This window comes from Brevundimonas sp. UBA7534, assembly GCF_002479325.1.
Taxonomy (GTDB): Bacteria; Pseudomonadota; Alphaproteobacteria; order Caulobacterales; family Caulobacteraceae; genus Brevundimonas.
Genome location: NZ_DLMO01000155.1, coordinates 13,900 through 26,181 on the forward strand (window position 1 = coordinate 13,900; position 12,282 = coordinate 26,181).

The 12,282-nt window shown below is 68.8% G+C and carries 10 protein-coding genes, 2 tRNA genes and 1 pseudogene; 8 read left to right on the top strand and 5 right to left on the bottom strand.

What is annotated here, in order from left to right; genetic code table 11:
- Both B2U11_RS12740 and B2U11_RS12745 read right to left on the bottom strand, forming a co-directional pair.
- Nucleotides 1–268: pseudogene (locus tag B2U11_RS12740) on the bottom strand (TldD/PmbA family protein); the annotation flags it as partial.
- Nucleotides 269–542: 274 nt separating this feature from the next.
- A tRNA-Asn gene (locus B2U11_RS12745) sits at nucleotides 543–617 on the bottom strand.
- Nucleotides 618–675: 58 nt separating this feature from the next.
- Here B2U11_RS12745 and B2U11_RS12750 point away from each other — a divergent pair.
- Nucleotides 676–1,494: a TrmH family RNA methyltransferase gene (locus tag B2U11_RS12750; protein ID WP_292072198.1), complete on the top strand. Its 819-nt coding sequence runs from the start codon at nucleotides 676–678 to the stop codon at nucleotides 1,492–1,494.
- Nucleotides 1,495–1,554: 60 nt separating this feature from the next.
- On the opposite strand, the gene B2U11_RS12755 is transcribed toward B2U11_RS12750, so the two are convergent.
- Nucleotides 1,555–1,628: transfer RNA gene (locus tag B2U11_RS12755), tRNA-Cys, on the bottom strand.
- A gap of 133 nt (nucleotides 1,629–1,761) precedes the next feature.
- Between B2U11_RS12755 and B2U11_RS12760 the strand changes: the two genes are divergently transcribed.
- The 5 genes from B2U11_RS12760 to B2U11_RS12780 all read left to right on the top strand — a co-directional run bounded on the left by B2U11_RS12760 (nucleotide 1,762) and on the right by B2U11_RS12780 (nucleotide 8,506).
- The gene (locus B2U11_RS12760) at nucleotides 1,762–2,391 is read left to right on the top strand and encodes a protein-L-isoaspartate O-methyltransferase family protein (RefSeq protein ID WP_292072199.1); all 630 of its coding nucleotides are present in this window, start codon (nucleotides 1,762–1,764) and stop codon (nucleotides 2,389–2,391) included.
- A 128-nt stretch (nucleotides 2,392–2,519) separates the two neighbouring features.
- Complete coding sequence (locus B2U11_RS12765; protein ID WP_292072201.1) at nucleotides 2,520–4,055, top strand: TolC family outer membrane protein; 1,536 nt, start codon at nucleotides 2,520–2,522, stop codon at nucleotides 4,053–4,055.
- Between the two features lie 170 nt (nucleotides 4,056–4,225).
- Complete coding sequence (locus B2U11_RS12770; protein WP_292072203.1) at nucleotides 4,226–4,864, top strand: DUF2497 domain-containing protein; 639 nt, start codon at nucleotides 4,226–4,228, stop codon at nucleotides 4,862–4,864.
- 110 nt (nucleotides 4,865–4,974) lie between these two features.
- On the top strand, nucleotides 4,975–7,707 hold the full coding sequence (locus tag B2U11_RS12775) for a valine--tRNA ligase (protein WP_292072206.1): 2,733 nt from the start codon (nucleotides 4,975–4,977) through the stop codon (nucleotides 7,705–7,707).
- 61 nt (nucleotides 7,708–7,768) lie between these two features.
- Nucleotides 7,769–8,506 (top strand): TlyA family RNA methyltransferase, encoded by a 738-nt coding sequence (locus tag B2U11_RS12780; RefSeq protein WP_292072208.1) that lies wholly within the window; start codon nucleotides 7,769–7,771, stop codon nucleotides 8,504–8,506.
- A gap of 107 nt (nucleotides 8,507–8,613) precedes the next feature.
- On the opposite strand, the gene B2U11_RS12785 is transcribed toward B2U11_RS12780, so the two are convergent.
- A complete protein-coding gene (locus tag B2U11_RS12785) occupies nucleotides 8,614–9,264 on the bottom strand; it encodes a glycine zipper 2TM domain-containing protein (protein WP_292072209.1) in 651 nt (216 codons plus the stop codon).
- Between the two features lie 172 nt (nucleotides 9,265–9,436).
- Between B2U11_RS12785 and B2U11_RS12790 the strand changes: the two genes are divergently transcribed.
- Together B2U11_RS12790 and B2U11_RS12795 are read left to right on the top strand one after the other, a co-directional pair.
- On the top strand, nucleotides 9,437–10,678 hold the full coding sequence (locus tag B2U11_RS12790) for a class I SAM-dependent RNA methyltransferase (protein ID WP_292072211.1): 1,242 nt from the start codon (nucleotides 9,437–9,439) through the stop codon (nucleotides 10,676–10,678).
- A 5-nt stretch (nucleotides 10,679–10,683) separates the two neighbouring features.
- The gene (locus B2U11_RS12795; RefSeq protein ID WP_292072213.1) at nucleotides 10,684–11,082 is read left to right on the top strand and encodes a hypothetical protein; all 399 of its coding nucleotides are present in this window, start codon (nucleotides 10,684–10,686) and stop codon (nucleotides 11,080–11,082) included.
- Here the strand turns inward: B2U11_RS12795 and B2U11_RS12800 are convergent.
- Nucleotides 11,079–12,173, bottom strand: a complete 1,095-nt coding sequence (locus B2U11_RS12800) for a PA0069 family radical SAM protein (RefSeq protein ID WP_292072214.1) — start codon at nucleotides 12,171–12,173, stop codon at nucleotides 11,079–11,081. The genes B2U11_RS12795 and B2U11_RS12800 overlap by 4 nt on opposite strands.
- Nucleotides 12,174–12,282 lie beyond the last annotated feature (109 nt).

Sequence of the window (12,282 nt, forward strand, 5' to 3'; positions counted from 1 at the left end):
CGCCCATCGACTCGGTGTTGACCACGTTCTGGACGTTCGCTTCCCGTGTGATGATGAACTGGCGCAGATAGCGGCCGACGCGGACGTCGCAGTAGCTGGCGCCCGCGTTCGTCGCCGCGCTCAGGCCGGCGTCGGCCAGACGCTTCTTGACCGCCACGTCGACGGTTTCGACCAGCTGTTCGGCCGCGATGGCGCGCCCGACGAAGCCGGGCAACAGGGCGCCCCCGGCCCCGATGCCGCAAGCGGCGAGAAATCGACGTCTGTCCAAAACTGGTCTCCCCCGAGGATGCTTGGCCGCGCTTGGCCAGCCTGAATACGGTGCGAGTCATCGCATCGGCGGCGCACCTTCGACGCCCAACGGTCCAGCGTCAAATGACGAAGCGGAAAGAATTGGTCGGCGGCGGTTTGTCGTGTCGCGATACGGCGTCGGCGCCATGCGCGAAAAATCATCGCCGGATTCACGCCCGCCGCTCTCCGACGTTCAAAACAGCGTTGACGCCGGAACGTGTGGGGCAAGACACCGTCAAATGGAGGAAACCGAGTGGCTCCGCGGGTAGGATTCGAACCTACGACCAGCCGATTAACAGTCGGCTGCTCTACCACTGAGCTACCGCGGAACATGCTCGGGAGGCGGGCCTATAGCAGCGGGCCTTCGAGTCGTGCAACGGGGAAAATGTGCAAAATCATTCGATCTCCATCACAGACCCCGACGATCCGCGCGTCGCCGCCTTTCGCGATATCAGGGAACGGGATCTGACCGGCCGGCAGGGCCTCTTCATCGCCGAAGGGGAGGTGGTGGTGCGTGTGCTGGCCTCGTCCGCGTCGCGGTGCCGTCCGCGCGCCTTGCTCGTGGCGGACAAGCGGGTCGGCGCGCTGGCGGACCTGATCGCCGGCTGGCCGGACGGCGCCCCCGTCTATTCCGCCAGCCAGCTTGTGCTGGACCGTATAGCCGGCTTTCCGCTGCATCGAGGGATACTGGCGCTGGGTGAGAAGCCCGACGGCGGCCGGCCTGAGGCGGCGACGTCGCGCGTCGCGGACGGAGACGTCTTCGTCGTGGCGGCGGGGATCGGCAATCACGACAATATGGGCGGGCTGTTTCGGAACGCCGCCGCGTTCGGGGCGCGGGCGGTGCTTCTGGACGACCGCTGCTGCGATCCCTTCTACCGCAAGGCCATCCGCGTCTCGGTCGGGGCCGTGCTACGCACGCCGATGACGACCGGCGAACCGCTGGAGACCATCATCGACCGGCTTCAGGCCGCCGGCGTCGAAGTCCTGGCCTTCACGCCGTCAGCGGGCCAGACCCTGGCCGGCTTCCGGCGCCGGGGCCCCGTGGCCGTGCTTCTGGGAACCGAAGGGCCAGGATTGCCCGCCTCGGCGATCGCGCGCTGCCGGCCAGTGGCCATACCGATGGCGGGCGGCTTCGATTCCTTGAACGTGGCGGCGACCAGCGCGGTGGCGCTGCACCACCTGACTAGTCCGGCGTTGTCAGGATGAGGGACGGGCCTAAAATCAAAGGGCGCGACCCGACGGCCGCGCCCTTCTTGATGCTTGCGATGGAGGCCTGACCGGGAATCGAACCCGGGTGCAAGGATTTGCAGTCCTCTGCGTCACCACTCCGCCATCAGGCCGCCGAGACCCCGTCGAAACAGGGGGCGGTCATCGCGAGGGGCGTTCGCTATCAGATCGGATTGTCCGCTGCAACGCACGGACCTATAAGCGCCGCAGAATTCCTCCCGGAACTTAATGTCAAAGGCTGCCAAGATGGATTTCACCGCCGCGCGCAAGGCCATGGTCGATTCGCAGGTCCGCGTGAACGACGTCACCGACCGCCACATCCACGCCGCGATGCTGACGGTTCCGCGCGAGGCCTTCTGCGCCCCGGACCGGGCCTTCGCCGCCTATGCCGATGGAGCGGTGGAGATCGCCGGACAGCGCAGGCTGATGCCCGCCCGCGACGTGTCCAAGCTGCTGCAGGCCGCCGAAGCCCGCGAAGGCGAGCGCGCCCTGGCCATCGCGGCGCCCTATGCGGCCGCCGTGCTGGCGCGCATGGGGCTGAAGGTGACGGCGCAGGAAGCGGATCAAGCCGTCTTCGACGTGGTCGGCGCGGCCCTGGCGGCCGAGGGCGTCGAAACGGCGGTCTCGCCGCTGGACCAGCCGGTCGGCGATAACTGGGATCTGATCGTGTGCGAAGGCGCGGTCGTCTCCGCTCCCCAGAGCTGGGGCGCGGCGCTGCGTCCTGGCGGCCGGATGGTGGTGGTCGAACGGCGCAACGCCGTGGGCAAGGCCGCTCTTTACGTGAAGGGGCGGGAAGGCCTGTCCCGTCGCGAGCTGTTCGATTCCGCGCCCGCCATGCTTGCGGCGCTGACGCCGGCGCCCACCTTCGCGCTCTAGGATTTGCGTCTCCGACGGGGTCGGGCGGTCGAGCGTGAAAAAAACTTAACTGGCGTGTGGTCGGTTCAAGCCGCAGTTACGCTGGAGAACATTCGACGTCCCCGGGGGGCGTCAGCGAAGGACGAACAATGCTGAATCGCTCTCGTGCGCTGGCTTCGGCCGCTGTGGTCGCCCTCGTGACCGGTCTGGCCGCGCCGGCGTGGGCCGAGACCCTGCAGGACGCCATCGCCCTGGCGTATCAGACCAACCCCAGCCTGCTGGCCCAGCGCGCCAACCAGCGCGCCTTGGACGAGACGGTGGTCCAGGCCCGTTCCGGCCTGCGCCCGACGCTGAGCGCCTCCGCCGGGGTCGACTATACGCGCAGCGACTTTCCGGCCGTCACCCAGTTCGTGGACACCAACGGCGACGGAATCCCCGACACACAGGTGACCACCTCCTCGTCGGAGACCGACGGCGCCAACGTCGGCGTCAGCCTGTCGCAGAATCTGTGGACCGGGGGCCGCACCGCCCGCGCCATCGACCAGGCCCGCGCCGGCGTCCTGGCGGGTCGCGAGAACCTGCGCGACATCGAGCAGCAGGTCATGCTGTCGGTGATCCAGGCCTATGTGAACGTCACCCGCGACATGGAAATCCTGCGCATCCGCCAGGAAAACCTGACCGTCCTGCAGCGCCAGCTGGAAGAGACCAGCGCACGGTTCGAAGTGGGAGAGGTGACGCGCACCGACGTCGCTCAGGCGGAGGCGTCCCTGGCCCAATCCGAAGCCGATCTGGCCAGCGCCCAGGCGCAGCTGTCGACGACCCGCGCCGCCTACGCCGCCGTTGTGGGCCAGGCGCCGGCCGACCTGGAGGCCGCGCCGACCCTGCCCGAGATTCCCGCCGACTTCGACGTGGCGCTGGAGACGGCCCTGGCCGCCAACCCCGGCGTTCTGTCCGCCGTCTATAATCAACAGGCCGCCGAGGCCGCCGTCGCCGCCGCCCGCGCCGAATATATGCCGTCGGTGCGCGCCACCGCCTCCTACGGCGGCTCCGCGACCGATCTGGGCAATCTGGACGAACTGGCGGACCGCCGCACCTTCACCGCCGGGGCGACCCTGTCCGTGCCGCTGTTCACGGGCGGCCTGAATCGCTCGCGCGTGGCCCAAGCCCTGGAACAAGCCAACGCCGCCCAGATTTCGGTCGAGGGCCAGCGACGCGCCGCGCTGCAGGACGTCAGCTCCGCCTTCGCTCAGGTTCTGTCGACCCGCTCGAACGTCGCGGCGGGCGAGGAGGCCGTCCGCGCCGCGGGCGTGGCGGCCGAGGGCGTTCGGCAGGAGGCGCAGGTGGGCCTGCGCACCACCCTGGACGTGCTGAACCAGGAAGTGACGCTGCGCTCGGCGCAAACCGCCCTGGCCAACGCCCGCGCGGCCGAATACGTCGCGCGCGCCTCCCTGCTGGCGGCGATGGGCGGCCTGGAGGGGCCGACCCTCAACCCGACCCTCGAAACCTATGATCCGGCCGCCAACTTCGATCGCGTCCAGCATCGGGGCGGCTTGCCGTGGGACGGCTTGGTCGAGACGCTGGACCGCGTGGCCTCTCCGCCCATCGTGGCCGCCGTGGACGCCGCCGACGCGCCCGTCGATCGTCAGCTGAAGGGCGAGGTGGTCCAGACGGCGCCGCGCGACTGAGGTCGCTTCCGGCGCCGCTTCGCCAAAACGCCCGTTGATTCCGACGGGCGTTGATGCGACGACAATCCATACGGAGTCGGAAGAACCTCATCCGGCGTCGAATCGTTCGCGGCGAGCGGCCCTGAAGCCGGGCGCGGCGAGTCTTGCCAGGCTTCGCGCAAGGGTGCCTCATGACCGACCAGTCCCCCCAGGAACCGACGATGGAGGAAATCCTGGCGTCGATCCGCCGGATCATCTCCGAGGACGAGGCGCCGGCCGACACCCCCGCCACGCCGGAAGCCGAGACCGCCGCTGATCCGGCCCCCGAACCGCAACCGGAAGCGCCCGCCGAGTCCGCGCCGGTCGCCGCTTCCGCGGCCGAGCCGGTCGCCGAGGAGGCCGCGGCGGACGACGATGTTCTGGAACTGACCGATCGTTACGAGGCGCCGGCCGAGAGCATCGGCGATCTCGACGTCTCGGAGGCGGCCGAAGAGCCCGTTTACACGCCGCCGGTCGAGCAAACGCCCGTCGCCCAGTCGCCGGCCCCGGAGCCAGCCACCGCTCCGTCCTATGACGCCCTGGTAGGCGAAAGCGCCGCCGCCAGCGCGGCCTCGGCCTTCGCCGGTCTGCACGCCTCGTTCAAGAAGCCGGAACCGGCGCCGTCGTCCGGGTCGAACGCCATCCCCTTCGTCAGCGGCAACACCGTCGAGGCGATGGTCGCCGAAATGCTGCGCCCCATGCTGAAGGACTGGCTGGACGCCAACCTGCCAGCCATCGTCGAGGCCGAGGTACGCAAGGAAGTCGAACGCATCGCCCGCAGCGCCGGCTAGCCCTTCGCCTCATCCGAGACTATTTCGAGGGCGGCTCCAGCGGGGCCGCCCTTTCGCATTCGATCCGCCCTGACGCAGCGCCCCCAGAGCGAAAAAAACAAAGAGCCAAGATGCTTGAGAAGACCTTCGAACCCCAGGCCGCCGAACCGCGTCTCTACGCCCAGTGGGAGGAGAGCGGCCTGTTCGCGCCGCGCCAAGACACGGCGGCCGGCGCCTATTCGATCGTCATCCCGCCGCCGAATGTGACGGGCAGCCTGCACATCGGCCATGCGCTGAACAACACGCTTCAGGACATCCTGGCCCGCTATCACCGGATGAAGGGCCAGGCCGTCCTATGGCTGCCGGGCACGGACCACGCCGGCATCGCCACCCAGATGGTGGTGGAGCGCAAGCTGGCGGCCGAAGGGAACGCCGGCCGCCGCGATCTGGGCCGCGACGCCTTCATCGAGAAGGTGTGGGACTGGAAGGCCGAGAGCGGCGGGACCATCGTGCGCCAGCTGCGTCGTCTGGGCGCGTCGTGCGACTGGTCGCGCGAGCGGTTCACCCTGGACGAGGGTCTGAACGCCGCCGTCCGCAAGGTCTTCGTCCAGCTGCATCGCGAGGGCCTGATCTATCGCGACAAGCGGCTGGTGAACTGGGATCCGCATTTCCAGACCGCCATCTCGGACCTGGAGGTCGAGCAGAAGGAGGTCGACGGCGCCTATTGGCACTTCGCCTATCCGCTGGCCGACGGCGTGACCTATGAACATCCGGTCGCCTTCGACGAGGACGGCAAGGCCACGGAATGGGAGACGCGCGACTACATCGTGGTGGCCACCACCCGGCCCGAGACCATGCTGGGCGACACCGGCGTGGCGGTTCATCCTGGCGACCAACGCTATGCCGGTCTGGTCGGCAAGTTCGTGACCCTGCCGATCACCGGGCGCCGCATTCCCATCGTCGCCGACGACTATGCCGACCCGACCAAGGGCTCGGGCGCGGTGAAGATCACGCCGGCGCATGATTTCAATGACTTCGGCGTGGGCAAGCGCGCGGGCCTTGAAGCGCTGAACATCCTGGACGCCTTTGGCCGCATCACCGCCGCCGACACGCCCGACGTGCCGGCCGAATATGTCGGCCTTGACCGCTTCGCCGCGCGCAAGGCCATCGTCGCCCGCGCCGAGGAAGAGGGCTGGCTGCGCGAAATCGAGAAGACCAAACACGTCGTCCCGCACGGCGACCGTTCCGGCGTGGTCATCGAGCCGTGGCTGACGGACCAGTGGTACGTCGACGCCAAGGTCCTGGCCCAGCCCGCGCTGAGGGCGGTGGAGCAGGGGGACACGGTCTTCGAACCGGCCAGCTATTCCAAGATTTACTTCGAGTGGCTGAACCACATCGAGCCGTGGTGCATTTCGCGCCAGCTGTGGTGGGGGCACCGCATCCCGGCCTGGTACGGCCCGAACGGCGAAATCTACGTTGCCGAGACGGAAGAAGACGCCCGCGAACAGGCGATGGCGGACTATGATTCCGAGGTCGCCCTGACCCAGGATGAAGACGTCCTCGACACCTGGTTCTCCTCGGCCCTGTGGCCGTTCTCGACCATGGGCTGGCCCGAGAAGACCGAGGATCTGGAGCGGTTCTATCCGACCAGCGATCTGGTCACGGCGGCGGACATCATCTTCTTCTGGGTCGCCCGGATGATGATGATGGGCCTGCACTTCATGGACGGCGTCGCGCCGTTCAAGCGGGTCATCATCAACGGCCTGGTCCGCGACGAGAAGGGCCAGAAGATGTCGAAGTCCAAGGGCAACGTCATCGACCCCCTGGAGATCATCGACGAGCTGGGCGCCGACCCCTTGCGCTTCACCATGGCCATCCTGTCGGGCACGCGCGACATCAAGCTGTCGAAGCAGCGGATCGAGGGCTATCGCAACTTCGGCACCAAGCTGTGGAACGCCGCCCGTTTCAGCCAGATGAACGAGGCCCGGCGCGTCGAGGGCTTCGATCCGGCGACGGTCGATCAGGCGATCAACCGCTGGATCCGGGGCGAGCTGACCAAGGCCGAGCGCGCCGTGTCGGGCGCCATCGAGGGCGGCCGTTTCGACGATGCGGCGGGGGCTCTCTATCGCTTCATCTGGAACGTTTTCTGCGACTGGTATCTGGAACTGGCCAAGCCGGTCTTCAGCGGGTCTGACGAAGCGGCGAAGGCCGAGACCCGCGCCATGACCGCCTGGACCCTGGATCAGATCCTGAAGCTGCTGCACCCGGTCATGCCCTACATCACCGAGGAACTGTGGGCCGAACTGGGCAAGGACGGTCCGGCGCGCGACAGCCTGCTGATCGGCGCGCAATGGCCGGTTCTGCCCGACAGCTTCGTCGATGCGGAGGCCGAGGCCGAGATCGGCTGGCTGGTCGATCTGGTGGGCGAGGTCCGGGGCCTGCGCAGCGAGATGAATGTGCCGCCATCGGCCAAGCCTCGCCTGACCTTCGTTGCGCCCGATGCGACGACGGAAGGGTTGATGGCCCGCCACCGCGACCTGATTCTGACCCTGGCGCGCGTGTCTGAGATCGCCTCCGCCGCGACCGCGCCGGAAGGGGCGGTGACCTTCGTCTCCGGCGGCGCCACGGCCGCCCTGTCGCTGGCCGGGATCATCGACCTGACCGCCGAGCGCGCTCGTCTGGAAAAGGAGATCGCGGCCTTCGACAGCGACATCGGCCATGTAAACAAAAAGTTGGGTAATCCCAACTTCGTCGCCCGCGCCGCGCCCGAGGTGGTCGAGGAGCAGCGCGAGAAGCTGGCCGCCGCCGAGGCCGGCAAGGCCAAGCTCCAGGCCGCCCTGGCGCGGTTGAGCGAGATCAGATGATTTCCGTTCCGCTCATCCAGGCGAAAGAACTGGGTCCCGGCTTTCGCCGGGATGAGCGGTAGTGAAGGTCCGAATCGACCAGCTCCTCGTCGCGCGCGGGCTGTTCGACACCCGGGCCCGCGCCCGCGCGGCCATTGAGGCGGGACGCGTCAGGGCCGACGGGCGCACCGTGGCCAAGCCGTCCGAACAGGTCGCGGACGACGCCGTGATCGAGGCCGAGGCCGCCCACCGCTGGGTCGGGCGGGGCGCCCTGAAGCTGGATCACGCCCTGACCCTGTGGCCCGTCGCGGTCGGCGGTCGCACGGCGCTGGATGTCGGCGCCTCCACCGGCGGCTTCACCGAGGTGCTGCTGGACCGGGGCGCGGTCCGCGTCTTCGCCGTCGACGTGGGCTTCGGCCAGATGCACCCCCGCGTGGCGGCTGATCCTCGCGTCGTGACTCTGGAGCGGACGGACGCCCGCGACCTGACGCCCGCCCTGATCCCGGACGCGCCGTCCCTGATCGTGTGCGACGCCAGTTTCATCAGCCTGTCCAAGGTCCTGCCCGCCGCCCTGGCCCTGGCGGCGCCCGGCGCCGACCTGATCACCCTGGTCAAGCCGCAGTTCGAGGCGGAAGGCCCCAAGGCGGTCGGCAAGAAGGGCGTGGTCAAGGACCCCGCCGCCCACGCCGCCGCCGTTCAGCGGGTGCGCGACTGGCTGGAGGACGCCGGCTGGTCGGTTCAGGCGACCGCCGAAAGCCCGATCACCGGCGGCGACGGCAATGTCGAGTTCCTGCTGTGGGCGCGTCGCCCGGCCCACTGACGCTTCGCGCAAAGAGAAACCGCCGGGGGATTGCTCCCTCGGCGGCTCCCGTCACGACACCGATCGACAGGGGGGCTGAAAAGAACCGGTGGCGCGATCTCTGGTCCTCAATATCCGTAGGAATAGCTGTAGGTGTAGACCGGCGGATAATAGGGGTTGTTGCGCGGCGGATAGTAGCCGACCGTGGGACGATAGCCGTAGCCGTAGCTGTAGGTCGGCTGCGTGTAGGCATAGCTGGTGGAATAGCCGTAGCTGTAACCCTGCGGCCGATAATATCCGCCTTGGTTGTAGTAGCCGCCACCGTAGTAGCGGTCTCGGCGATCATATCGGTCGTCGCGGTAATAGTCGCCGCGATAGCGGTCGTCGTATCGTCCGTCGTACCGCCCATCGTAGCGGTCGGCGTAACGGTCTTCGTAGCGGCGGTCGTCATAGCGGTCGTCGCGCACATATCCGCGGCAATAGTCGCTGCCGCTGGACCGACCCGCCGCTCCGCCGACGACAGCGCCGAGCACGCCGCCCAGGATGCTGCCTTCGGTGCGGCGACCCCGCGCGGCCAGTTGGGACCCCGCCACCGCGCCGACCGTGCCGCCGATCAGGGCGCCGGCGCCGGTGCGGCCGTCACGATACTGCTCGCAACGCGGATCATCGCCGCGACGGTCGTAGTAATAGCCCTGCGCCGAGGCGGCGGCGGGGAGGAGGGCCGCTGCCCCGACCGCCAGGGCGGCCAGCGAGACGCGGGCGGAGAGACGTTTGGACATGGCGGGGCTCCTGAAACCTGTTTAGCCAACGGCGTAACGTTAACCACGCCGCGTCCGTTTCATAGGCTTAACGCCTGTGAGGTGAACGGGCGTTGAGCGCGCCGTTCATCTTCGTTCATCTTGGGCCGCCGCCGGCTTGAGCCGACGGGGTGCGGGCGGCTAGAAGCGCGCGATGCAGACCTTGAGGATCGACCGCGTTGGCGGGCAGGGCGACGGGATCGCCGACACCCCGTCCGGGCCGGTCTTTGCGCCGCTGACCCTGCCGGGCGAGACGGTGCGCGCGCAGGTGGTCGAGGGGCGGGCGGAGAGAGTCGACGTCGTCGAGGCCAGCCCGGACCGGATCCCTCCGATCTCGCCCCAGTATGGCGATTGCGGCGGCTGTTCGCTGCAGCATTGGGCGCACGGACCGTATCTGGAGTGGAAGCGCCAGCAGGTTCGTCTGGCTCTGGCGCGAGAGCAGATCGAGACGGAGGTCGAGCCGACCGTGGCGGTCCCGGCCGGAACGCGCCGCCGCCTGGCGCTGCACGCTCGACGGGGAGCGGACGGGCGGGCGATCCTGGGGTTCAAGGCGCGCCGCTCCTGGCGGCTGGTCGAGGTGCGGGAATGTCCGGTCGCCGATCCCCGGATCGTGCGGGCGATCCCGGCGCTGGCGGCGTTGGCGGAGCCTCTGCTGGAGCATGCCAAGTCGGCGCCGACGCTGCACGTGACCTGGACGCTGACCGGGCTGGACGTGGACGTCACGGGCGTGGAGCGGCGTTTCGGCGGCCTGTCGCGCGACGCCCAGATGAAGGCGATCGCGGCGGCGGGGCGGGTCGATCTGGCGCGGCTGAGTCTGGCGGGAGAGACCCTGGTCATGGCGCGCCAGCCGCAGGTCGCGTTCGGACCGGCGACGGTCTCCCTGCCGGCGGGCGGTTTCCTGCAGGCCGTGCCGGAGGCCGAGGCGGCCATGGTGTCGCGCGCCGTTCAGGCGGTGCGGGGCGCCAAGAAGATCGCCGACCTGTTCTGCGGCGCGGGGACGTTCACCTTTCCGCTGGCGACCGTCGCGCCGGTGATCGCAGCCGACGCCTCGAAGGCGGGGATCGAGGCGCTGAAGGCGGGCGTGAGGTCGGCCAAGGGCATGAAGGCGATCACGGCCGAGGCGCGCGACCTGTTCCGTCGGCCGTTGACCCCGTTCGACCTGAAGGGCTGCGACGCCGTCGTGTTCGATCCGCCCCGCGCCGGCGCCGTGGAGCAGACGGCGCAGATCGCCGCGACCAAGGCGGCGGTGGTCGTGGGGGTGTCGTGCAATCCGCAGACCTTCGCCCGGGACGCCCGGGTTCTGATCGACGCCGGCTTCAGGCTGGAGCGGGTCACGCCGGTCGACCAATTCCTCTGGTCGGCCCATGTCGAACTGGTCGCGGTTTTCAGGCGGTAGGAACGATGGACGACGAGGCCTTCGAAGAGGACGGCGGCGGATTCGACGCCGAGGACTGGACGCGGCTGACGCCCTTCGTCGGAGCGGTGGCGACGCTGGACGACGTGCAGGCGCGGCGCGCGGTCTTCGCCCTGGCCGACACCGACGATCCGCGCTCGATCCGGATGGACCTGCCGCAGCCGGCGATCTGGTGGGACGAGGACGGCGAACAGGCCGTCGTGGTGGTCCAGGCCGAAAGCCACCTGAACGCCGAGGGCGAGCCGATGGAGGTGCTGGGCCTGATCCTGCCGGACGGCGGCGGCGCGGTGGCGCTGATGGACGATGTCGACCTGGTGGACGCCAGCGACCCGACCTGGCGCGACCTGGTGACGAACGCGATCGATCCCGACGCCGCGGCCGATTAGGCGACCTTGTCCGGCTGAGCGCTCGGCAGGTCGAACAGGTCCAGTTGCGGTCGGGCGTCGGCGGGGACACGGAAGCGGGTCTCGTCCAGCGGCGTGCGCGGGCCGTCCAGACCGTAGCGCTTGATCGCCGCCTTGAAGCGGGCGCCGATCAGTTCGGCGACGGGACCGGTCCCCTTCATGCGCTGGGACCAGTCGGGATCGTAGTCGCGTCCGCCGCGCGTCTGGCGGACCAGGGACATGACGCGGGCGGCCCGGTCCGGGCGGGCGTCGGCCAGCCATTCGCGAAACAGATCCTTGATCTCCAGCGGCAGGCGCAGGGTGACGTACATGGCCGTGGTCGCCCCGGCCTTGGCCGCCGCTTCCAGCACGGCCTCCAGTTCATGGTCGTTGAGGCCGGGAATGACCGGGGCGAAGCCGACGCCGACCGGGCAGCCCGCGTCGGCCAGGCGGCGGATGGCTTCCAGTCGCTTGGCGGGTGTGGAGGCGCGCGGCTCCATCGCCCGAGCCAACTTGCGGTCCAGGGTGGTGATAGAGACGAATGCGGAGGCCAGTCCGGCCTTTCCCATCGGGCCCAGGATGTCAGCGTCGCGCGCGATCAGCACCGACTTGGTGATGATGCTGAAGGGGTGATTGAATCGCTGCATCACCTCCAGGATCGAACGGGTGGAGTTCAGCGTCCGCTCGACCGGCTGATAGGGATCGGTGTTTCCGCCTATGTGGATGCGTTTGCAGCGGTATCGGGGGGCGAGGAAGCTCTGTTCCAGCAGACCTGCCGCCTCGGGCTTGAAGAAGATCCGGCTCTCGAAATCCAGGCCCGGGGATAGGCCCATCCAGGCATGGGACGGACGGGCGTAGCAGTAGATGCAGCCATGTTCGCAGCCCTTGTAGGGGTTGATGGAGCGGTCGAAACCGATGTCCGGACTATCGTTCCGGGCGATGATGGTGCGCGCGTGCTCGGGCGTGAGGATGGTGCGCAGCGGCTGGACCTCGGCGTCGTCGCCGGTCCAGCCGTCGTCGAACGTCTCGCGTCTGTCGCTTTCGTAACGGCCGGTCGCATTCGAACGCGCGCCTCTTCCCTTCGCGGCTTCCATGAGGGAAGGATGCCACATAAAAAGAACAAAGCAAGAACAATGTGCGCGCGACGACGCGCGCCGCGACGGAGCCGGGGCGTTCAGAAGGAGGGCTGGGCGGAGCGCCGGG